General features: G+C 70.6%; 22 protein-coding genes. 12 read left to right on the top strand and 10 right to left on the bottom strand.

What is annotated here, in order from left to right:
* Positions 1 to 40: 40 nt before the first annotated feature.
* The gene (locus ACFCY7_RS08725; RefSeq protein ID WP_376482623.1) at positions 41 to 1,783 is read left to right on the top strand and encodes a dolichyl-phosphate-mannose--protein mannosyltransferase; all 1,743 of its coding nucleotides are present in this window, start codon (positions 41 to 43) and stop codon (positions 1,781 to 1,783) included.
* Between the two features lie 585 nt (positions 1,784 to 2,368).
* Here ACFCY7_RS08725 and ACFCY7_RS08720 read toward each other — a convergent pair.
* A complete protein-coding gene (locus ACFCY7_RS08720; protein WP_376482622.1) occupies positions 2,369 to 2,869 on the bottom strand; it encodes a hypothetical protein in 501 nt (166 codons plus the stop codon).
* 1,280 nt (positions 2,870 to 4,149) lie between these two features.
* On the opposite strand from ACFCY7_RS08720, the gene ACFCY7_RS08715 reads away from it, so the two are divergent.
* Entirely contained in the window at positions 4,150 to 4,662 is a 513-nt protein-coding gene (locus tag ACFCY7_RS08715) for a YcxB family protein (RefSeq protein WP_376482620.1), read from the top strand.
* A 74-nt stretch (positions 4,663 to 4,736) separates the two neighbouring features.
* Here the strand turns inward: ACFCY7_RS08715 and ACFCY7_RS08710 are convergent, their stop codons facing one another.
* Positions 4,737 to 5,324: an AAA family ATPase gene (locus tag ACFCY7_RS08710; protein ID WP_376482618.1), complete on the bottom strand. Its 588-nt coding sequence runs from the start codon at positions 5,322 to 5,324 to the stop codon at positions 4,737 to 4,739.
* Positions 5,294 to 6,073 carry a GntR family transcriptional regulator gene (locus ACFCY7_RS08705; RefSeq protein ID WP_376482616.1) on the bottom strand — a complete coding sequence of 260 codons (780 nt, stop codon included), beginning with the start codon at positions 6,071 to 6,073 and terminating at the stop codon, positions 5,294 to 5,296. The genes ACFCY7_RS08710 and ACFCY7_RS08705 overlap by 31 nt, the downstream gene beginning before the upstream one ends.
* A gap of 213 nt (positions 6,074 to 6,286) precedes the next feature.
* On the opposite strand from ACFCY7_RS08705, the gene ACFCY7_RS08700 reads away from it, so the two are divergent.
* The 7 genes from ACFCY7_RS08700 (at position 6,287) to ACFCY7_RS08670 (ending at position 12,234) form a co-directional block, all read left to right on the top strand.
* On the top strand, positions 6,287 to 6,676 hold the full coding sequence (locus ACFCY7_RS08700; protein ID WP_376482615.1) for a hypothetical protein: 390 nt from the start codon (positions 6,287 to 6,289) through the stop codon (positions 6,674 to 6,676).
* On the top strand, positions 6,673 to 7,125 hold the full coding sequence (locus tag ACFCY7_RS08695; RefSeq protein ID WP_376482613.1) for a helix-turn-helix domain-containing protein: 453 nt from the start codon (positions 6,673 to 6,675) through the stop codon (positions 7,123 to 7,125). The genes ACFCY7_RS08700 and ACFCY7_RS08695 overlap by 4 nt, the downstream gene beginning before the upstream one ends.
* Positions 7,122 to 7,679 (top strand): HNH endonuclease, encoded by a 558-nt coding sequence (locus ACFCY7_RS08690; RefSeq protein ID WP_376482612.1) that lies wholly within the window; start codon positions 7,122 to 7,124, stop codon positions 7,677 to 7,679. The genes ACFCY7_RS08695 and ACFCY7_RS08690 overlap by 4 nt, the downstream gene beginning before the upstream one ends.
* Positions 7,676 to 9,331 (top strand): ATP-binding protein, encoded by a 1,656-nt coding sequence (locus ACFCY7_RS08685; protein ID WP_376482610.1) that lies wholly within the window; start codon positions 7,676 to 7,678, stop codon positions 9,329 to 9,331. The genes ACFCY7_RS08690 and ACFCY7_RS08685 overlap by 4 nt, the downstream gene beginning before the upstream one ends.
* Before the next feature lie 232 nt (positions 9,332 to 9,563).
* The gene (locus ACFCY7_RS08680; protein ID WP_376482608.1) at positions 9,564 to 9,788 is read left to right on the top strand and encodes a helix-turn-helix transcriptional regulator; all 225 of its coding nucleotides are present in this window, start codon (positions 9,564 to 9,566) and stop codon (positions 9,786 to 9,788) included.
* Between the two features lie 606 nt (positions 9,789 to 10,394).
* A complete protein-coding gene (locus tag ACFCY7_RS08675; protein WP_376482606.1) occupies positions 10,395 to 11,636 on the top strand; it encodes a tyrosine-type recombinase/integrase in 1,242 nt (413 codons plus the stop codon).
* Positions 11,637 to 11,664: 28 nt separating this feature from the next.
* Positions 11,665 to 12,234, top strand: a complete 570-nt coding sequence (locus tag ACFCY7_RS08670) for a hypothetical protein (RefSeq protein ID WP_376482604.1) — start codon at positions 11,665 to 11,667, stop codon at positions 12,232 to 12,234.
* A gap of 271 nt (positions 12,235 to 12,505) precedes the next feature.
* Here ACFCY7_RS08670 and ACFCY7_RS08665 read toward each other — a convergent pair whose 3' ends face one another.
* The 3 genes from ACFCY7_RS08665 to ACFCY7_RS08655 form a co-directional block, all read right to left on the bottom strand.
* Positions 12,506 to 12,949 (bottom strand): hypothetical protein, encoded by a 444-nt coding sequence (locus ACFCY7_RS08665; protein ID WP_376482602.1) that lies wholly within the window; start codon positions 12,947 to 12,949, stop codon positions 12,506 to 12,508.
* A 187-nt stretch (positions 12,950 to 13,136) separates the two neighbouring features.
* Positions 13,137 to 15,329, bottom strand: a complete 2,193-nt coding sequence (locus tag ACFCY7_RS08660) for an FG-GAP repeat domain-containing protein (protein ID WP_376482600.1) — start codon at positions 15,327 to 15,329, stop codon at positions 13,137 to 13,139.
* Between the two features lie 119 nt (positions 15,330 to 15,448).
* Positions 15,449 to 16,012, bottom strand: coding sequence for a dihydrofolate reductase family protein (locus ACFCY7_RS08655; RefSeq protein WP_376482598.1), 564 nt, complete (start codon positions 16,010 to 16,012; stop codon positions 15,449 to 15,451).
* A 121-nt stretch (positions 16,013 to 16,133) separates the two neighbouring features.
* On the opposite strand from ACFCY7_RS08655, the gene ACFCY7_RS08650 reads away from it, so the two are divergent.
* The 3 genes from ACFCY7_RS08650 to ACFCY7_RS08640 all read left to right on the top strand — a co-directional run bounded on the left by ACFCY7_RS08650 (position 16,134) and on the right by ACFCY7_RS08640 (position 19,345).
* Positions 16,134 to 17,777, top strand: coding sequence for a penicillin-binding transpeptidase domain-containing protein (locus ACFCY7_RS08650; RefSeq protein ID WP_376482596.1), 1,644 nt, complete (start codon positions 16,134 to 16,136; stop codon positions 17,775 to 17,777).
* A gap of 222 nt (positions 17,778 to 17,999) precedes the next feature.
* Entirely contained in the window at positions 18,000 to 18,497 is a 498-nt protein-coding gene (locus ACFCY7_RS08645) for a YbaK/EbsC family protein (protein WP_376482594.1), read from the top strand.
* A complete protein-coding gene (locus ACFCY7_RS08640) occupies positions 18,494 to 19,345 on the top strand; it encodes an EamA family transporter (RefSeq protein WP_376482592.1) in 852 nt (283 codons plus the stop codon). The genes ACFCY7_RS08645 and ACFCY7_RS08640 overlap by 4 nt, the downstream gene beginning before the upstream one ends.
* Before the next feature lie 65 nt (positions 19,346 to 19,410).
* Here ACFCY7_RS08640 and ACFCY7_RS08635 read toward each other — a convergent pair whose 3' ends face one another.
* From ACFCY7_RS08635 to ACFCY7_RS08620, 4 genes are all read right to left on the bottom strand, one after another.
* Positions 19,411 to 19,701 carry a hypothetical protein gene (locus tag ACFCY7_RS08635; protein WP_376482591.1) on the bottom strand — a complete coding sequence of 97 codons (291 nt, stop codon included), beginning with the start codon at positions 19,699 to 19,701 and terminating at the stop codon, positions 19,411 to 19,413.
* Between the two features lie 116 nt (positions 19,702 to 19,817).
* Complete coding sequence (locus ACFCY7_RS08630) at positions 19,818 to 20,405, bottom strand: pyridoxamine 5'-phosphate oxidase family protein (RefSeq protein WP_376482589.1); 588 nt, start codon at positions 20,403 to 20,405, stop codon at positions 19,818 to 19,820.
* A 34-nt stretch (positions 20,406 to 20,439) separates the two neighbouring features.
* Positions 20,440 to 20,784, bottom strand: a complete 345-nt coding sequence (locus tag ACFCY7_RS08625) for a hypothetical protein (RefSeq protein WP_376482587.1) — start codon at positions 20,782 to 20,784, stop codon at positions 20,440 to 20,442.
* Positions 20,781 to 21,407 (bottom strand): RNA polymerase sigma factor, encoded by a 627-nt coding sequence (locus tag ACFCY7_RS08620; protein ID WP_376482585.1) that lies wholly within the window; start codon positions 21,405 to 21,407, stop codon positions 20,781 to 20,783. The genes ACFCY7_RS08625 and ACFCY7_RS08620 overlap by 4 nt, the downstream gene beginning before the upstream one ends.
* Between the last annotated feature and the right edge of the window lie 53 nt (positions 21,408 to 21,460).

Below are 21,460 nucleotides of genomic sequence, written 5' to 3'. Positions count from 1 at the left end.
GACAGGCGACGCGCACAGGCGCGTTCCCTACGATGGCGCGGTGACCAGTACCGCACCCGAGACCCTGGAGGGCCGGCAAGCCGTGGCAGAGCCCTCTTCGTGGCAGCAGCGGCTGCGGCGTTTCGGCTACGAGCCGCCCGCCGGAAGCTCCGCACCCATCGGGCTGCGGGAGCGGCTCGTCCCGTCGTACACCCGGCCTTCCGCCCGCGTGTGGTCGCTCGTCGGCCTCGGCCCCGGGCCCGCCGAACGGCTCTGGCGGCTGATGGCCTGGGGCGGTCCGCTCCTGGTCACGGCGGTCGCCGGCCTGCTGCGGTTCTGGAACCTGGGCAAGCCGCGCGCGGTGATATTCGACGAGACGTACTACGCCAAGGACTCCTGGGCCCTGATCAACCAGGGGTACGAGGGCGCGTGGCCGAAGGACATCGACAAGACGATCCTGTCCGACCCGGGCGCGGTGCTCGTGCCGACCGACCCCGGGTACGTCGTCCACCCGCCGATGGGCAAGTGGGTGATCGGCGTCGGAGAGAAGATCTTCGGCTTCGAGCCGTTCGGCTGGCGCTTCATGGTGGCGCTGCTCGGCACGCTGTCCGTGCTGATGCTCTGCCGGATCGGCCGTCGGCTGTTCCGCTCGACGTTCCTGGGCTGCCTGGCCGGCCTGCTGCTCGCCGTCGACGGCCTGCACTTCGTGATGAGCCGCACCGCGCTCCTCGACCAGGTGCTGATGTTCTTCGTCCTCGCCGCCTTCGGCTGCCTCGTCCTGGACCGCGACCGGACGCGGCAACGGCTCGCCGCGGCGCTCCCCGAGGACGAGGAGGGCGTGCTGCGCCCGGACGCGGAGATCGCGGAGTCGCTGCGCCTCGGCTGGCGGCCGTGGCGGCTGGCGGCCGGCGTCTCGCTGGGCCTCGCGGCGGCGACCAAGTGGAACGGCCTGTACGTCATGGTCGCCTTCGGCCTGATGACCGTCCTGTGGGACGTCGCGGGCCGCCGCACGGCGGGCGCCGTCCGCCCGCACCTCGCGGTCCTGAAGAAGGACCTGGTGCCGGCGTTCGTGTCGGTCGTCCCGGTGGCCATCGGCACCTATCTGGCGACCTGGACCGGCTGGCTCGTCTCCGACAAGGGCTACTTCCGCAACTGGGCCGTCGAGCACGACAAGGTGGCCGGCGGCGGCACCTGGGGCTGGCTCCCGGACTGGCTGCGCAGCCTCTGGCACTACGAGTCCGAGGTCTACACGTTCCACGTCGGCCTGACCTCGCCGCACACCTACCAGTCGAACCCCTGGTCCTGGATCGTCCTCGGCCGCCCCGTCTCGTACTTCTACGAGTCCCCGGCCCCGGGCACCCGCGGCTGCCCCTCCTCCGCCAAGGAGAAGTGCGCCCAGGAGGTCCTGGCGCTCGGCACCCCGCTCCTGTGGTGGGCCGCCTGCTTCGCCATCCTCTACGTCCTCTGGCGCTGGGCCTTCCGCCGCGACTGGCGCGCCGGTGCCGTCGCCTGCGGCATCGCCGCCGGCTGGCTCCCCTGGTTCCTCTACCAGGAACGCACCATCTTCCTTTTCTACGCCGTCGTCTTCGTCCCCTTCCTCTGCCTGGCCGTCGCGATGATGCTCGGCGCCCTCATCGGCCCTCGCGGCTCTTCCGAAAGACGCCGCACATTCGGCGCAGTGGCCGCCGGCTGCCTCGTCCTCCTCATCGTCTGGAATTTCATCTACTTCTGGCCCATCTACACCGGCACTCCCATTCCGCTCGACCAATGGAGAGCCCGAATGTGGCTCGACACCTGGGTCTAGTAGGGGAATTGCACGAAGAGGGCGCGACCGGTGGTCGCGCCCTCTTGGTTGTTGTCGGTGGCTATCAGCGGGCACTGGCGGCCCCTTGACGGCCCACAGACGGCCCGGCTCCGGCCGCCAACCGCGCGTCAGGGCGAGGAGCAAGAGGGACCGCCCTGCCGGGCGATCGAGACCCGGACGAGGCCCGGACGGCCAGACGTTCACGCAGGTCACAGCACAGGGCAACCCGGACGGATTTCGGCGCGACCCGGACAGGCGCGTCCGGGTCGACCCCGCCGACGCCCGAGTCTCCACCTCTCGCGCCCTACCCTAAATCGGTACAAATGGGTACACGCGTCCCGGTCTCCTCCCGGGTCGATACGAGCGATATGAACACTTCCCTGGGTGCGCGACATCGGCCCGCACCGGATGACGGACGCGCCTCAGGCGGGCAGCCGGGAAGTCTGCCTCACACAAGCAAGAGAAACACCCGGCGGCCGCGGCGTGCTCCTCTTGCTGTTCCGGCGGACGCCGCGGCCCTCGGCCTGTGGACCCCGCGGCGCCCGTTGCCGGCACCGTACGCTCACGACAGCGGTCACCTGGTCTCTAGGTCGGACTGGGACGGCCCGGTTGCCCATGTCGACCCAACCGCCGGGATCCGATGTGTCGCACCCCCAGAGCGGTCGCAACCGCGATGAATACGGTGGCACCGGAGGTAACCAGGGCGGTCGCGACCTGCACGGCCACGTCCGTCATGCCGACAAACAGCAATGTGCCATCTCCGCTGCGCCGCACGGCGAATGCATCCCCGGCTGCCATGGTGGCCGTGCCCTTCGAGCTCAACTGGCCTGTCGTGGCTGTGCGCCCGTCGCCGGATGTGAAGGTCCCGGTGCAGACAGTGCTCGTTCCGCCGCGCCCGTTGACCTTGTGCTCGCAGGTCGCGGCGACGAACCGCCCCGGCTCTCCGGCAAGCCCCATGCCGACCCCAGCCTCTCCCCACAGCCGGACGGCCAGCAGCACTCCGAGCACTGCGATCACCGCCCCACTCAGGACGACCAGCGATCGTGCCGCCAGCTTCATTCCCGGCGCCAACTCCCCCTCATCCATGAGTCGCAGCCTTGCACGGGAAGGATTCCGGGTCACTGCCGCACGCTGGCAACGATGACCGCTGATCCATGCCAGGCCCTGCCACTCGCCGGGCGCACCGCCCAACACTCGCAACCGCGGCGAACCCAATTCCCGCCTGGCATCCACCAGCACACCGCCGGCCGCGACGTAGTCGCTTCCAGGACCACCGGGCCCGGCCAGAAGCATCCGCGAGGCTCTGGACGTCTGCGGCTGCGTGGAGCTCCGGAAGGGCTTTTCAGAGGGGCGAGGGGCGGCAGTGCGCACCCTCGGCCGCCCCCACTCCTGAAAAGCCTTCTGGGCGTGGACGCCGCCTGCACTCGCCACACCTGAGAGAAATCGGCTTCGTGGGAGCGCAGGGCGGCTGGGTTGAACGGTCGACACACGAACTCGGGGTGCGTACGTGGTGCCCCCCTTGCACCCCGCTCCACTGCCGACCGCACGAAGTCCTCAACGTAGTGGGCCCCCCACGTGGCGCTCTGACCTCTCTTACATCATCTACTGGAGAGTTGAGAGAAAACAGTGTCCGCAGCGTCCGCAGCACCGTTCACGTCGCCCCTGACCTGCGGTTCCCCTGCGGACGCTAAACAAAATGCATAGCGTCCGCCAGCGTCCGCAGCGTCCGCAAGATCTCTCCTCCACTAAGAGCATCGCCCCAGGTCAGAACGCCCTTAGAGGAGATCAGCCGCAGGACGCTACGGACGCTGGCGCTCCCCCTCACACGTTCGTCACGGCCACCAACACCCCCGACCACGCCTCAGGGCGGCACGGAGAGCTACTGGACAGTGGCTACTGGAAACTTTCCACTAGCCGGCGGAGACCCCCTCTACTGGACAGCAGGGGCCTTGAGCTGGACTGTTTCCACTGTCCACTAGCCAGTGTCCACTAGCCAGTAGACCCACACAGCGTCACCAACGCGGGCGGGCGGCACCTCGCCAAGGGGCGCCGCGCCCCCTTCCTGACCGCCGCGCTCCACAAGCAAGAGGAGCACCCGGGCGCGGGGTGCTCCTCTTGTTGTTCCGGCGACACACGGCCGAGGGCGACCCTTGCTGCTTGTCTTGTCGCTTGTCTTGTCGCTTGTCGCGCCGCTGGTCAGCAGCCGTGCTGACCCCCTCAGGCATCGTTTCCTGACCCTGGACGACAAGACAAGCGACAAGCCGCACCGCGTCGGGCGCCCGCGCCTCGGCGGCGGGCTGCGCAGTGCGCCCTCAGACCACCGCTACGTCCCGCTGCTCAGGAGCGGATGGGTAGGCTCCGCTCTCGTGAGCGACATACGCCAGACCTCCTTCACCGTGTCCGGTGCACTGACCCGCGATGAGTTCAACGAAGCCGTCAAAGCCGCTGGATTGTTTCGACGGATGTGGCTCATCGTCTTCGTTGGTTCGGCATTGATCGCTTTCCAGAGCGTGTCACTCTCAGCAGACGGCGGCTCTGTGCGCCCTGTGCCTCTTGGTGTCGCGGTGGCCTTCGTAGCTGTCTGGTTTGGCCTCGTACGGGTGCTGACCACTCGGTACTACCGGGCTGGCCACGCCTCGGAGGAGAAGCAGACCACAGCGGACGACACCGGCATCACCGTGTCCCGGGGTGATGAGACTCGGCAGATGGCGTGGCGTGAGCTCACCCGCTATCGCGAGACGACTCGGCTCCATGTGCTCGTCGGGCGCAGGGACAGAAAGGCATGCCTGCTGGTGGTGCCCAAGCGTCTGTTCGGTCGGCCCGATGAGAGTGAGCTCTTCAGCACCTTCCTCAGCAACCAGGTAGGTCGCCGCCACTAGACCTAGCACTCGCTGCCGCTAGGTCTAGCAGGGGCGCTAGCAGGAGAATGGGCTCCCGACCTGCGGTCTAGCGTCTAGCACTCAGTTTTCAGCCCAGCCCCTTCGAGCACTTTCAGCACCGGCTCGGGGTCACCGCTGTAGAGGACGTGAGGCTCCGCAGCCTCCGGAGGGACGAACCGGGCCCGGTAGCGGGCCAGGTCGTTCTCCGAGAAGTAGATCGAGTTCGGATCAGCTTCGTGCTGGGCATTCCTCTGGCTCACCCGCGACCAGAGTTCTTCGTGACTTGCCTCCAGGTAGACGAGCAGCGGCAGAGCTCCCGCGTCCGTGGCGATCGCCATCCACCGGGCTCGGTCGTCGGGGGTCCAGAATCCGTGGTCGACCACGACGTTGCGGCCGGCCTGGAGGTGGTCACTGAGCTCGACGGCGATCTCTTCGAGTACCGGGCGCTCCAGGGTCGGGAACGTGCCCCGGGGGAAGTCGACGCCGTACACGCCGTGCCGGCGGAACATCTCCTCGTCCGGGCACAGTCGGACGAATCCGCGCGCCGTGAGTACGCGGGAGAGCGTTGTCTTGCCCGAGCCCGGGAGCCCGGCCATGAGTACGCAGAACGGCCGCCCGGCCGAGTCCGCCGTCACTGGGAAACTTCCGATTCTGTGAGCCATGTCCGGCCGGGGCCGCCGAGGTCTACGCCGTACTCCACCACGTGGTCCCCGCTGTCGATGAACTTCGCAGTCATGACAACCACCGGTTCCGCGGGCGGGTTCGCGGGGTCTAGCTCCAGGAGCTCCGCGTCCGTCGGTGTCAGGAGTCGGGCCGACGCCGCGTCGATCCGGCGGGTGATCGGCCGCCCTGTGGCCTGCGCGATGAGCTCGAGGGACGTTCCGCCGGACAGACGCTCGCTTTCCGCCAGTTGGGGGACGAGTTTCCCGTACTGCACTGGGATCCACGACGTGGAGTGCGCGACGATGCCGTGCCGGTCGCGGTAGACGCGGCTACGGCGGATCACGTCCGAGCCCGGTGCCATGTCCAGCGCCTGCGCCACGTCGGCCGGCGCCGGGACCACAGCCGCTTCGTGGGAGTCGGATCGTTCGCCCGCTCCCCAGCTCGACCCGCTGCGGCGGCCTCGGTCCTGGCGCTGCGCGCCGGAGGACATGGGGGCGGGGCGGTCGATCACCTCGGTGCCGATGCCGTGGATTCCCCGGACGAGCCCGTCGGTGCGGAGCTTGCGGAGCGCCTTCTCTGCGGTCGCGGTGCTGACGCTCCACTCCTGGGAGAGCGTCTTGATGCTGGGCAGAAGCTCGCCCGGCTGCAGCTTGCCGGACGTGATCAGTTCCTCGTAGTGCGCGGCGATCCGTGCGTACGGCGCCCGATGGCCGGCCTGATCCGACACCACGTCAACTCCCTTGCTCATTGGATGCGTTCCCTAGCGTACCGCTTGACACCCTAGGGTGCCCTAGGGAACCTTAGGGATGTGCCCGCCGGTCGGATCGATCGGAACGGGTACGGCTCCCTGCATGGGGGCTGAGGCATGGAAACGTCCTGGTCAGTGACCTAGGACAAAGCAGGGAGCGGCTCCCTACCGCCAAGCAGATAGCCGCTCCCCGACCCACGAAGGGGCAATCCCATGATGCCTGGATCTCTTGCTCTTCGGTTAGCCAGTCGCCCGGTCGGCGGTCACGTCGATGCGTTCGGCGACGCGGACCCGAACGAGCCGGTACGGATCAGCGTCCCCGTCACGGCGCACGTGTCGTTCGCGGAGTTGCTGACACTGCTGGTGACAACACCGGGCGTGTGCCTGGAGTACGCGGATCTGGTCAAGAACGACGTCGTGCGTGACTCGGTGCGGTTCGCGCTGATCGCCACAGACCTCCTCTCGCTGGACCAGCGGTCCGAGCGCGTCATGGCTGTCTACCGGGGCGACGCGCCCGGGAGCCACGCCCTGCCGCCGTTCGAGTACCTGCAGTGCGTCGGCTCCGCGATCACCCGCGTGTTCGGGCTGGAGGCGGCGCTGTGACGATCGCACCCGAGACCCCGTTGAACATGCCCGCCGTGGCGCCCGTCGAGGGGAACCTTCGGCTGGCGGCGGCCATCGTCGAGGCCGATCTGACCTACGCCGAACTCGCCGAACAGCTCCAGGTCGACCCCAAGACCGTGGAACGCTGGGTGAACGAGCCCGGACGCCGTCCCTACGCCCGTCACGCCCACGCGGTCGCCCGCGTCCTCGGGACGACCGTGTGGGACCTGTGGCCCGCCATGCGACCGAAGGAACTGGCCCCGCAGGCGCCGTCCGTGGTGCCGGTCCCGCCCGTCCTGCTGGCGGCCGCCCGGGACGCGCTGAGCCGGGTCGAGAACCTCGACCTCGGCACGGCGAGCCCGACCGCCATGGCCATGCACCTTGGCTCCCTCTCCGCCGCACTGCGGACCGTGCTCGACCTGGTCGACGTCTCCGGGGTGGCCGGGTGAGCCTGCACGCCTCTCCACGACTCAACGCCGCCCGTCGTCGCAGCCGCAAGGCGCAGCTCGCGGCCCGCGACGGCTGGCGATGCGCCTACTGCCGGCACCGGTTCAAGGACCTGCGCGAGGCGACGATGGACCACGTCGTGCCGATCTCGCTCTACCGGACGTGGTCCGCCAACGCCCTCGTGCTCGCCTGCCAGCCCTGCAACCACGCCAAGGCCGACCGGCTGTTCCTCTCGATCGCGTTGCTGCTGGTCTGGTCGACCGACCCCGCGTTCACGGGTGTTCAGCCGACCGGCGACCCAACCGATCGACCGCCCACTGGGCCCGACCGGTCGGCCGACTCGGAGCCGATCCGGTTCGGCCCGGACCAGGTCGACTGGCTGATGCTCGTGCGGATCGTTCACGCCCGTTCAGCGGCCGCACTGTCCACCCCTGAGCAGGCAAAGCATCGCGAACCGGTCGAGCGGCGCGTGCGGGTCGGCCGACTCGACCAGCGGCGGCGTACGGCCCGGATGAACACCTGTGAGCAGTCGACCGATCGAGGGGCGAGCGCGTGAACAGCACCACCAAGCCGGTGAACGGAACCGCCCGACCGATCGCCCCCGACCGGTCGACCGACCCGGCGCCCGTGAACACCGGGCAGTCGGCCGTGAACACCGGACGGGGGTCCGTGAACAAGCGCCCGCCGGTCGACGACGGGGGCAAGAAGCCGTCGGCCGCCGTGCGGCTCGTCCAGCTCGCGCGGGAGCGGTACCGGTTCGTCATGTCGACCGACGGCCGCCCCTACGCGGTCGCGATCGACGGCCCGAACATCGCCCTGCCCCTGCGTGGCCGGTCCGGCGTGCGGCAGCGGCTGGCCCGCCTGTACGCGGACACGTTCGAGGGCGACGTGGCGTCTCAGTCGGCGCTGGCGGACGCGATGACCGTGCTGGAGGGCATCGCGGAGGACGGCGACCCGGTGCCGGTGCACCTGCGAGTCGGGCACGACGAGGCCGGAACCCTGGTGGTCGACCTCGGCACCGCCGATGGCCGTGCGGTCACGGTGTCGGCCGGCGGCTGGCACGTCGTCGACCGCTCCCCGGTCCTCTTCCGCCGGTCCGGGGCCATGGCGACCATGCCCACGCCGACACTCGTCGGGGACGGCCTGTCCATGCTGCACAGCCTGTTGAACATGGACGAGTCCTCGTTCCGGCGGCTCGTGGTGTGGCTGGTCGCCGCGTGGATGCCGACCATCCCCCACCCCGTCCTCACCTTCAAGGGCGAGCAGGGCACGGGGAAGTCCGCGGCCGCGCAGATGATGGTCAACCTGGTCGACCCCTCACCGGCCGCGAAGCGCTCCCAGCCCCGGGACATCAAGGTGTGGGCCACGCAGGCGTTCAGCTCGTGGGCGCTGTGCCTGGACAACATCTCCGCGATCCCGCCGTGGCTGTCGGACACCTTGTGCAAGGCCGTCACAGGTGACGCGATCGTGGACCGGGCGCTCTACACCGACGACGACGTCGTGGTCCTGACCTTCCGGCGGGTGCTGGCGATGACGACGATCGACGCCGGAGCGCTCGCCGGGGACCTGGCGGAGCGACTGTTGATGCTGGACCTCCAGCTGATCGAGCCGGATCAGCGGCGTACGGAGGAGGAGTTGGGCACGGCGTTCGAGGCCATCCGGCCGGCCGTCCTCGGCTCGCTCTTCGACCTCCTCGCGTCCGTCCTCGCCGTCCTGCCGAACGTGAAGCTGGACTCCCTGCCCCGCATGGCCGACTTCGCCCGCGTGCTCGCGGCCGTCGATCAGGTCATGGAGTGGAGCACCCTGGACGACTACCTGGCCGCGTCCGCGAACGTCGCCGGGGACGCGCTGGAGGGGGACCCGTTCGGCTCCGCGCTCGCCGCCCTGGTCGAGCAGTGCGGGACGTGGACCGGGACCGCCGCCCAGCTCCTGGAGCACGTACCACCGCCGGGCGGCATCCGGCCGCCCACATGGCCCAAGGACGCCACCCGCACCAGCGGGAAGGTCAAGCGGCTTGCGCCGCTCCTGCGGTCGATCGGGATCACGGTGGACGACACGCAACGTAGCCAGGACCGGCACCGCAGCAGACTCCTCGTACTGACCCGGATCGACCTCTCGCAGGAGACAGCGTCCGCGCCCCCGACCGACCCTCTCTGGCCGGACGTGGCTCCCATCGGCCAGGGCCGCACAGCCTCTGAACTGGACTGACATCGCCGGACCGGGCCGCACACCAGCGGCCCGGACACGGCAACCGCTGCGGACGCTACGGCCGTCCAGCGTCCGCACTAGCGTCCGCGTATCTCACCAGCTCTGACCTGCATAGACAGTGCGATGCGGACGCTCGGGAGCTGCGGACGCTGAGATACGCCCAATTTCTAGGACGGCCACCGGCATCGCTCCCACCCCGCCCCGCGACGGACACGAGGAGTCACTCAACCCCATGGCCAGCAAGCCGATCGAGACCCTGCGCGCCGGACTTCCGGACCGCTACCTCACCCCCGAGGACATCGCCGCGATGTTCTCCGTCCCCATCGACACCGTCTACCACTGGCGCAAGCAGCGCACCGGCCCGCCCGGCTTCCGCGTCGGCCGCCACGTCCGCTACGACCCCGCCGCCGTCCGCACCTGGGTCCACCACCAGGAAGCCACCGACACAGCCGCCTGACCCGCCGGCCGACCGGAAGTTAGAGCCCCTCCCCCTACCCGCGACGGCGTCACACCCCCGTCACGCCCCACCGTCACACCCCCGCCGAAGCCACTCGGGTAGAGGGATCCCTTTACCCCGGTAGAGGGGGCGGTAAGGGACGCTGACCTGCGAGGTAAGGCGGGTAAAGGGGGCGGCGTCACAGCCGTCACACCCCACCGTCACGGCCGTCACGCCCCTTCCCCGATCCCGGGGAGACACCGGGGAGGCGGGGAGAACTCCCCACCCAACTCCTTGGGCCGCTTCCCCCGCACCGACCAGCGAAAACACCCCTTCGGGGAGACGGGGAGGCGCCCGCCAAGCCGCCCCAAAACCCCGTCCACAGCCACTCTCCGAGCCACCTTCTCCACCTCCCCAAGCCAGGAAGGCGCCAGGGAGGCAGGGAGAACTCCCTCAGTGCCTCCCTGACCCACCTCCCTGCCAGCCACCTGCCCAAACCCCCATCCAGGGAGGCAGGGAGGCGCCCTCCCTAGCTATCCCGAAACCCTTCCACCGCCGCTTCCACGGCACCCCCATGCCTCCCTCCCTGAGAGCAGGCACACCACCAACCGAGAGGACGCAGCCCACATGGCTGGCCACATCCAGGACCGCTGGTACAAGACCGAGACCGGCACCGACGGCACGCCCCGCCGGGTCAAGTCCGACCGCTATGGCACGGGCATGCGTTACCGGGCCCGGTACGTCGGTCCCGACGGCACCGAGAAGTCCAAGAGCTTCCCCGACCGGCAGAAGCGTCTCGCCGAGCTGTGGCTGAACGAGACGGCAGCCGACATGGCCCGGGGTCAATACGTCGACCCCCGGGCGGGCCGCGTCACCTTCCGGCAGTTCGCGGAGAAGTGGGTGGCAACGCACACGACCGAGGTGAACAGCCGTGAGGCGGCGGAGCGTCGGCTGCGGCTGCACGCGTTTCCGTATATCGGGACCAGGCCGCTCACCTCGTTCCAGCCCGGCCACATCCGCACGTGGCTCGGCGAGTTGGAGTCCAACGTGCCCGCCGCCTCGCACCGCCGGATCGTCTTCGGCACCGTCTCCGCCGCGTTCAGCGCGGCCATGGACGACGGACTCATCGCCAAGAACCCGTGCAAGGCGAAGTCCATTCAGGTCCCGAAGCCCAACCACACGCGCGTCGCGCCCTGGACGGCACAGCAGGTGTTCGGCGTGCGAGCCGCCCTACCTGAGCACCTGCGGGCTGCCGTGGACGCCGCCGGCGGGTGCGGGCTTCGGCAGGGCGAAGTGTTCGGCCTGTCCGAGGACGAGGTGGACCACGAGGGCGGCTGGATCTCCGTGGAGCATCAGCTCAAGCGGATCCGGGGCAAGTTCGTCTTCGCCCTACCGAAGGGTGGCAAGGTGCGAGACGTGCCCCTTCCGCCGTCCGTGGCGGCCGCGCTCAAGGCGCACTCGGAGAAGCACCCGCCGGTCAAGCTCACGCTTCCCTGGCGGACCCCTGACGGTCCGCTCGTGACGAAGTCGCTCATCTTCACCGGGTCAGCCGGCGGCCACATCCGGGTGAGTCACTTCAACGACTTCATGTGGAAGCCTGCTCTCGCCGCCGTGGGCATCATCCCGGAGCCGGAGGAAGGCGAGCGGTACGCGTCGGCCCCGGAGCACGGCATGCACGCGCTGAGGCACTTCTACGCCTCCGTGCTCCTGGACGCCGGAGAGAACGTCCGCGCCCTGAGCCAGTACCTCGGTCACGCCGATCCGGGGTTCACGTTGCGCACGTACACGCACCTGATGCCGAGCAGCGAGGGGCGGACCCGGAAGGCAGTGGAAGCGTTGTATCTCTCAAGGAGTTCTATGACTGCCTGACGCCCACGAGGTCCAGCAGAATGACGCTATGGACCAGGGACTTGCAGCAGCATTGGCCGGGATCGCCGGAGTGGTGGGGGCCGGCATCGGCGGCCTGGCAACCGCCTACGGAGCGCGTGTTGGCGCACAAAAGACGATTGAGGCAGTCCATACACAGGTCACACATCAGGCCTCTGCTGAACACGAGCACTGGACTCGCGAGCAGCGGAGGCAGGCCTGCGACGAGACTGTCAGCGCGTGGATGACGTTCGTTACTCTGGCCGTGCCATGCCAAGGTCGGATCTCACGAGACCAGGACCTCTCCGAAGAGCAATTCAACACGCTTCACGAAGCGTTCATAGCCCTAACGATTGCCACTGCCAAACTTCAGCTCTGGGGCCCTGACAACCTGGTCTCATCGGCAAACTCCATGTCTTCGGCAGCAAAGCAACTCCATGTTGCAATGCTCAGGTGGCCTCAGACACTTCATGGCGGTGACACAGCAGAAACCAGCGCCGCCAAAGAGCAAATTGAAGCGTGCGCGACGAGCGCAAGCGCTGCTTGGCGTTCCTTCGCTTCCACTGCACACACAACGCTTAGCGTGCGCTCGCAGCACTGACCACGGCCCACAGGCGGCCCCAAGGGGCCATTCGCAGCACCCGCTACCGAAAAGATGCTGGTGAGGGCCTACTTCCGCATAGATGAGGAAGCTTCATCTACTTCTGGCCCATCTACACCGGCACTCCCATTCCGCTCGACCAATGGAGAGCCCGAATGTGGCTCGACACCTGGGTGTAGCGGGGGAATTGCAGCGAAGAGGGCGCGACCGGTGGTCGCGCCCTCTTGGCTGTCGTCGGTGGGATACGCCGTGGGTGTCGGCGGCAGCCGGGTCAGTTCGCCTGCGGGGTCAGGGTGCAGTGGGGGAGATCGTGGTCCGGGTCGCCGACGCGGGTCCAGAGCTTCACGACGTCGTTGTGCCTCAAGGCGGAGTAGGCGTCGGGCCTCTGATCGCTCGCTTCGGGGTGGGCGTCGTCGAAGCGGAGGCGGAGGAAGCTCTGCTCCTTGTTGGCCGTCAGTCTCCAGGTGCCGGTTCCCGACCAGGCCAGGCCCTCGTCCCAGCTGACGGCGACGCAGATGTCATGGGCGACGAACGTGCCGTCCGGCTTCAGCGTGATGGTGCCGTCGTCGGCGTCGGTCCAGGTGGTGAGGAGGTCGGCCCGCTTCAGCAGGATCGGTTTGCCTTCGGGTGGCGGGAGTTCGTAGAGCCTGCCGCAGCCCGTGAGGGCGAGGGTCGTGGCGAGCAGGACCAGTGCGGTACGACGGTGACGCGACACATCCACCCCTAGCGGTTTCGCGGGCCGCGTGCGCGGCCGGTGGGCTCGCGCGCGCATGCCGTACCCTGGCACGGAATTTGAACATGTTCAAGTCAAGGGTGGCGTCGGACGGTGGGGGGACGCGCAGAGGGCGCGACCGGTGGTCGCGCCCTCTGCCGTGCGGGTCGTGCGGGTCGTGCGGGGTGGATCAGAAGACGAGATCCGTGGCGGCGGCCGGGGTCACGTACGTGTCCTGGGCGGGCAGGAAGGGGCGGTCCCACCGGCCGGTGCTCTGGTACAGCGAGCCCTGGTAGTACGAGTTGCTGATGCCGAGGAGGTCGGGGCGGCCGTCACCGTCGGCGTCGCCGGCGCCGACGAGCTGGCTGAACTTGTTCCAGCTGGTGCCGATCTTCGTGCGGGGGGCGAAGGTGCCGTCGCCCTTGCCGAGGTACTGCCACAGGACGCCGGACGCGTCGCGGGCGACGAGGTCGCCGGCGGTGCCGCCGGCGATGTCGCCGAGGGCGGCGAGGTCGTTGTAGACGCCCCAGCCGGTCCCGATCTGCTTGCGGGCGGCGAAGGGCTTGGCGGCGTCGCCGGTGCCCGGGTAGAGCCACAGGCCGCCGGACTTGTCGGTGGCGACGGCGTCCGGGCGGCCGTCGCCGGTGAGGTCGCTGCCGACGGCGATCTTGTCGTAGACCTGCCAGCCGGTGCCGACCTTGAGCCGGCCGCCGAAGCCTCCGGTGCCGTTGCCGGGGTAGAGCCACAGCACGCCGGTCTTCTCGCGGGCCAGGATGTCGCCGACCGCCGAACCGCCCAGGTCGCCGGTGGCCTCGATGCGGTCGTAGATGTTCCAGCCGGTGCCGATGAGGGCCTTGGGCTCGACCCCGTGGATGCCCATCTGCTCGCTGAACGGGTGGTAGAAGAGGTCGGTGCGCCAGAGGCGGCCGGCCGCGTCCCGGGTGAGCAGGTCGGGGGAACCGTTGTCGTTGAAGTCGTGCGGCGCGGTCTTGCGGACGACCTTGAAGGTGCCCTTGCGGACGGTGTCCGGGCCGATGCCGTTGACCGGGTGGGCGGCGATCTCCCAGGTGTAGTCGCCGTTGTGGACGTCTTCCTCCCCGTCGGCGGCCCCCCAGCCGAAGGACGCCTCCTTGGTCCAGTACGAGGTGAGCGTCCGGGTCTTCCCGGTGCGCAGGTGGCGCACGGTGACCGTCGCGTTCGCCGGGCGGGTCAGGGCCCAGCGGAAGGTGAACCGGAGGTTCTTGTCGAGGTCGAGCTCCGCCGCGGGGACGGCGGTGTCGGTGACGACGAGCTCGGTGGGCTCGCCGGTCGTCGCGACCTTCTCGACCGTCGCGTCCTCGCTGCCCGTGGCCGCGATCCGGTACATGCCCTCGCCCTGGCCGACGAGGCCGCCGAGCGCGTAGAGGCTGCCGTCGGGGGCGGGCGCGAGCTGGTAGGCGTGGTCGAGCAGCGGCTTCGACGTCTTGGTGGTGAGGTTGTACGCGGTGAGCGGGTAGTGCGTGCCGGGCTGCGACTGGTACATGCCGCCCGTCTGCCCGTACACGACCCAGTCGCCGACCAGGGCGACCCGGAAGCCGCCCGACGCCGTCCCCTGCTTCACCGGGACCTCCTGGCGGGTGCCGGTGGCGAGGTCCTCGACGTGGAGCTGCGGCGTGTCGTACGACCCCTCGCCGGTGGCCCAGGCGGTGCGGGTGGCGGAGACGGCGTCGAGGCCGACCGTGCCGTTCTCGCGGAGGGGACCGGCTGACGCGGTGGCGAGGTCGATGACGGCCCACTTGTAGACCTCGCCCTGCCGGAACTGGGCCACGGCCTGGTCGGGCGTGGACGGCAGGACCGTGAGGCCGATCGCGTCGGTGGGGAGGCCGGTCACCGTCGTGCCGGCGCTGTCCGCCTCGGTGTACTTGCGGAGGACCGTGCCGGACTCGGTCTCGCGGGTCGTGAAGAGGGCGTCGGCCGCGGCGCCGGCGTACTTCGCGTCGGCCGCGGTCGAGCCGACGGCGATCTGGAGGTTGCCGCTCGTGGTCAGGTTCCGCTGCGTGACCTGGGTGGGGCTGCGGAAGACGAGGTAGTCGGTGGTCCGCGTCGACCGCAGGTAGGTGGGGCCCGTGTACGCCTGTCCGCCGCCGTCCGAGTAGCGCCTGAAGGTCGAGACGTTTTCGGGGGAGACGGTCAGGAAGCCGGTCACCCCGGCGCCGGCGAGCCGGCTTCCCTTGGGGTACGGGATCGGGTCCGCGGCGGTGGTCGCCGCGTCCGCCGCGAGGAACCCGCCCGCCGCCGGAACGGCGTGCGCGGGGACGGCCAGCGCGCTCGCACCGAGGGTGACGGCGAGCACGGTGGTGACGGCGGCGACGAGCCGGCGTCGGGTCGAACGAGCCAGGGGCACGTGTCATTCCTCCCGGATGCATCAGGCGCACCATGCGCCTCATGGGTGAGACGTCCGGGAGGACGAAAAGTTGTACGGATCGGGGACGTGCGTTCCCAAGTGCCGGTCGGCGCCCGGTCCTAGGAGGCTGTGCGGCGGACGCGGAAGCGGAGGACCGTGACGGCGCCCGCGCGTGTGGAGGAGAGCGGTTCCAGGTCCGTGCCGGGGAGGCCGGGGGGCAGGAAGCGGACGCCGTCGCCGAGGAGGACCGGGAGGACGTACACGAGGAGTTCGTCGACGAGGCCGCGGCGCAGGCATTGGGCGGCGACGTCGGAGCCGAGGATCTCCAGGTCCTTGCCGCCCGCGGCGGCGCGGGCCGTGGCGACCGCCCGGTCGATGTCGCCGGTGAGGACGGTGATCGCCGGGTCGGGCGGATCCGGCGGCCGGTGGGTGAGGAGGAAGAGGGGTCCGGCGAAGGGGTAGTCGGTGCTGTCGGGCCGTTCGGCCTTCATGCGCGCGCCCACGTCGTAGGTCCGGCGGCCGACGAGCATGGCGCCGGTGGCCGCCGCGTTCGCCGCGAGCTCGTCGGGCGGCACGGCGTCGAGGACCCAGTCCATCGCGTCGTCGGGACCGGCGACGAAGCCGTCGAGCGACATCGCCCTGTTCACGACCACCTTGCCGCTGCCGGTACGCGTCTCGCTCATGTCGTTCACCCGTCCCGTGGTGTGCCCCCTGAGGCAAGTGTGACGGAAATTGCGATAGTTGCTCGACACATCGGAAGGGACACGCTTGACTGGACGGCCACCTGGGGAGGGGAGCGCAGCCATGCGCAGCGGGGCCAAGGTCGCGATCGTCGGAAGCGTGTTCGCCGTGGTGGCGAGCGGGGTCGGATACGGGGGCTACAACCTCTGGAACGGCGTCACGGGAGGCGACTCGGACATCGGTACGCGGTCGGACGCCGCGCCGAAGACCGGGCCCGTCACGGGTGACGAGGTGACGTCGACCGCGCGGGACTTCCTGGCGGCCTGGGCGGCCGGCGAGTCGGACCGGGCGGCGCAGCTCACGAACGACCCGGTCGCGGCGGGACCCGCCGTCCTCGCCTACCGGCAGGGCGCGGGCGTCTCCGGGGCCACCATCACGCCGGGGACGCCGGTCGGGGCCAAGGTGCCGTTCACCGTGGAGGCGACCGTCACCTTCGAGGGCGTCTCCAAGCCCTGGTCGTACGCCTCCGAGCTCACCGTCATGCGCGGCGAGACCACCGGCCGCCCGCTGGTGAAGTGGCTGCCGAGCGTGCTCCACCCGAAGCTCACCGCCGACGGCACCCTGCGCACCGGCGTCGCGACGACCGCCTCCGTCAAGGCGGTCGACCGGGCCGGCAAGGAGCTGACGGCGGAGAAGTACCCGTCGCTCGGGCCGGTCCTGGACGAGCTCCGCAAGCGGTACGGGGCGAAGGCGGGCGGCACGAGCGGCATCGAGACCTGGATCGACTCGGGCAGCCCGGCCGTGGCCGACACCACCCTCCTCGTCCTGACCAAGGGGAAGCCCGGCGTCCTGAAGACCACCATCGACGCGGACGTCCAGGCGGCGGCCGAGAAGGCGGTCACGGCGTACGGGACCGCCGCGGTCGCCGCGGTCGAGCCGTCCACGGGGGCGATACGGGCGGTCGCCAACAGCCCGGCCGCCGGCTTCAACACGGCCTTCCAGGGCAAGCAGGCCCCCGGCTCGACGATGAAGATCGTCACGGCGGCGATGATGATGCAGCGGGGTCTGGCCACGCCCGGCAGCAAGGTCGCGTGTCCGTCCACCGTCCCCTGGTACGGCTACACGTTCCACAACCTCAAGGACTTCTCGATCGCCGACGGCACCCTCACCGAGGCGTTCGCCCGCTCCTGCAACACGGCCTTCATCAAGGCGGTCAAGCCGCTCAGCGAGAAGGACGAGGAGAACACCGCGCTCGGCGAGACCGCCCGCCGCTCCTTCGGCATCGGCCTGAACTGGCAGGTCGGCGTGCCCACGTCGGACGGCAGCGTGCCCGAGTCGCAGGGCGTGGAGACGGCCGCCTCGTACATCGGCCAGGGCAAGATCACCATGAGCGCCCTGAACGTCGCCTCGCTCTCCGCGACCGTCAAGAACGGCGGTTTCCTCCAGCCGTACCTGGTGGCGCGGGACCTCGACGACCGCGAGTTCGCCGAGGCCGGCCGGCTCTCCCCCGAAGTCGCCTCGGGCCTGCGCCGGATGATGAGCGCGGCAGCGACGAGCTCGGTCGGCACCGCGACCAAGGTGATGGCCGGCGTCCCCTCCCCCAAGGGCGCCAAGACCGGCTCCGCCGAGGTCGGCGACCAGGCCACCTCCAACAGCTGGTTCACCGGCTACTCCGGCGACCTCGCGGCCGCCGCCGTCGTGGAAGCCGGTGGCCACGGCGGCGACGCGGCCGGCCCGGTGGTCGCGCAGGTGCTGCGGGCGGGCTGACGGAGGACCGTCCGGCGGGACCGGCGGTGGGCCGTCCGGCGGGACCCGCGGAGGGTCGGCGGGCGGGACCCCCGGAGGGTCGGCGGGCGGACCCGAGTCCCGTCCGGTGGGACGCGCGGAGCGCCGAAGGCCGGACCCGCGGAGTCCCGTCCGGCCCGCGGCCGACGTCCGGAACCCGGAACCGAGTCGCGTGCCCCGTACACCCACCGCTAGCGTGCCGGTATGACGACCGCTGACGACGCCACCACGCCCGCGCACCCCCAGTTCGCCGCCGCCCTCAGGGAATTGGGCCTCGACGTGGAGATCAGGCGCTTCCCGGACGAGACCCGCACCGCGCAGCAGGCGGCCGACGCCATCGGGTGCCGGGTCGCGGAGATCGTGAAGTCGCTGATCTTCGCCGCGGACGGGGTGCCGGTCCTCGTGCTGATGGACGGGGCGTCGCGGGTGGACGTCGAGCGGGTGCGCGAGGAGCTGGGCGCGGAGAAGGTGACCCGGGCCGACGCGAAGGTGGTGCGGGAGACGACCGGGTACGCGATCGGGGGCGTCCCGCCCTTCGGGCACCGGACGCGGACGCGGGTCCTCGCCGACCGGGGCATCCTCGAACACGACGTGGTGTGGGCGGCGGCGGGCACCCCGCACACGGTCTTCGCGCTCGACCCGAAGGCGCTGGTGAGCCATGCCGGCGGCACGCTGGTCGACGTCCGCGAGCCGTCGGCGTGACCCCGCTCGTCACCCTCGCGGTCCTCGTCGCGGCCGTCACCCACGCCAGCTGGAACGCGATCGCCCACGGCATCAAGGACCAGCTGCTCTCCTTCACGCTGATCTCCGGCGGCGGCGCGCTGATCGGCCTGGCCGCGGTCCCCTTCGTGCCGCTGCCCGCGGCCGGCGCGTGGCCGTACCTGATCGCGTCCGCGCTCCTCCACATCGGCTACTACGCCCTGCTCATGCGGTCGTTCACGCTGGGCGACTTCGGCCAGATGTACCCGATCGCGCGCGGGTCGGCCCCGCTCGTCGTGACCGCCCTCGCGGCCGTCTTCCTCGACGAGGTCCCCGGCGGCTGGCAGCTCCTCGGCGTGGCCGTCGCCTGCGCGGGGCTGACCGGCCTCGCGCTGTGGGGCATCCGCGGCAAGGACACCCGCCCGCACTGGCCGGCGCTGCTCGCGGCGGGCGCGACGGGCCTGTCGATCGCCCTGTACACGGTCGTCGACGGGGTCGGCGTCCGCGCTTCGGGCACCCCGCTCGGCTACGTCTCCTGGCTGATGATCATGGAGGGTCTGGCGATCCCGGCCTACGCGCTCTGGACCCGCCGCGCCGCCCTGCTCCCCCAGCTCCAGCCGTACGCGGCCCGGGGCCTGCTGGGCGCCGCCCTCTCCGTCGCGGCGTACGGCCTGATCCTCTGGGCCCAGACGAAGGCCCCCCTCGCCCCGATCGCCGCGCTCCGCGAGTCGTCCATCATCGTCGGCGCCGCCATCGGCGCCCTCTTCTTCAAGGAGCGCTTCGGCGGCCCGCGCATCGCGGCGGCGGGCCTGATGGTCGTGGGCATCGGCCTGATGCTCCGCGCCGGCTGACCCCGGGGGCGCGGGGCGGCACCACCGCGTCAGCCGCCGAGTCGGCCAACGCGTCGACCACCGCGTCAGCCGCCGGCGGCCTGCGCTCCCGCGCCGTCGCACGACGCCCTGAAGAAGTCCGTACGGATGCGCCGGAAGCCCGTGTGCCCGGTCTCCTGCGCGTGCGCCAGGCACCACAGGGCGGGCCCCCGCCCGTCCTCCGCCGGGCCGGAGCCGTCATGGCACGTGGTGCACTCCGCCTCGGTGATCGGCCCGCTGCCCGTACGGTCCCCCCGTAACGCCCAGAGCTTCGGCCGCCACCCGCCCCGCGGCACGACCCCGGCCACCCGAGTCGCCGCCGTCCCCTCACGCCCCATCCGACTCCCCCTCCACGGCAAGCTCCGCCCACACCAGCTTTCCCGCCGCGAGCCGCTCGCAGACACGCCACTTCACGGGCGGAGGCGCCAACCGCCGGGAGAGGAGGGGCGGTCGCTCAGAAGGTGCTGGGCGGAAGGGGGAGGGGAAGGCCGGGGAGGCCGTCGATGCTCTGGGCGATGTGGTCCTTCTTGGCGAAGTAGGCGCTCAGGGAGGCATCGTCCTCGCGGGCGAAGCGCTTGCCGTGGAGGTCGCGGTCCTCGTCGTAGGACATGAAGGGGACGCCGTATCCGCAGGAGTCGCGGACCAGTTCGGCGGTCACGACGATGATGGCGCGCAGGCCGTGCTGGGACGGGTCGATGTCCGGGAAGTGGGAGAGCAGCTCCGTGAAGCGCGGGTCGTCGCGGAAGACGGGCTCGCCCCGGCCGTGGACGCGCACGATGTTGGGCGGGCCCTGGAAGGCGCACCACATCACGGTGATCCGGCCGTTCTCACGCAGGTGGGCGACGGTCTCGGCGGTGCTGCCGGCGAAGTCGAGGTAGGCGATGCGGTGTTCGTCGAGCACGGCGAAGGAGCCCTTGAGGCCCTTGGGGGAGAGGTTGACCGTGCCGTCGGCGTCCAGTGGGGCGGTCGCGGTGAAGAAGATCGGCTGCTGCTCGATGAAGGTGCGCAGGCGGCCGTCTATGCGTTCATAAGTCTTTCCCATGTCCAAGGATTATGTAAGGAGAAGTTTCGCCTGTCTAACGACCTTTGCCGGGCAGGCCGTTGACCTGGGGACCCTTCACCGACGGGGCGGCCGGGCCGGGCGTCATGGGCACCGGCACGGGCTCGGTGACGGCCGGGGTGCGGGCCGGCGGCGCGGGGGCCGGGTTCACGGGGGCGCCGGGGGCGAGGACGAAGACGTGGACGGCCACCGCGGCCACGGCCGCTCCGAGGGCGGCGAGGGCCAGGCCGTACACCCGGCGGGTGCCCCACGCGCGGCCCCGGGGAGGGGCGGCGGGGCGGAGGTCCCGGGGGGTGACCAGGGAGGCGCGGGCGACGAGGGCGGCACGCAGGCGGGCCTCGGTGGTGCGGTGGGGAGTCATCGGGACGTCGCCTCCAGCTGTTTCTCCAGCGCGTCGAGGGCGCGGCTCGCGGTGGACTTGACGGTGCCGCGGGAGAGCCCGAGGGTCTGGGCGATCTGGGCTTCGGTGAGTTCGGACCAGTAGCGCAGCACGAGGACCTCGCGCTGCCGGTGGGTGAGCCGGGCCAGCGCGTCGAGGACGTGCCGGTGCTCCTCGGCGAGGAGCAGGGCCTCGTCGACGGGCGGGCCCGCGCCCTGGTGGGGCGGGGTGTACGCACGGGCGGTACGGCGGCGGCGCAGGACGGAGCGGGCCGCGTTCACGACGGCGGTGTGCAGGTACGCCCCGGGGTCCTGGAGTCCGGCCAGCGACGTCCCGTACGCACGGCACACGGCGGCGAAGGCGTCCTGGACGACGTCCTCGGCCGTGTGCAGGTCGTCGACCAGGAACAGCGCGAGCCGCACCATGTCCATCCGCCGCGCCCGGTACAACTCGGTGAGCGAGGGCGGCCGTTCGTCGTCCCGCACGGTCGGCACGGCGCGCAGGTGCCGGCGCGGCCGGATCACCGGTACGTCCTCGGCTCCCGACACGCGGGCGAGCAGGCGGGACCACCACGACGGGGGCGCTGCGGATATCGCGTACTGCATGGGCCTCGTTCCGGGGGCGGGGAAGAGGGGCGGGCGAGCAGGCCGCCCGCCCC

It is taken from the genome of Streptomyces sp. NPDC056361, from assembly GCF_042262805.1.
Taxonomy (GTDB): Bacteria; Actinomycetota; Actinomycetes; order Streptomycetales; family Streptomycetaceae; genus Streptomyces.
The sequence above is the reverse complement of the archived record's forward strand: the minus strand, read 5'-3'. Positions and strand labels throughout refer to the sequence as shown.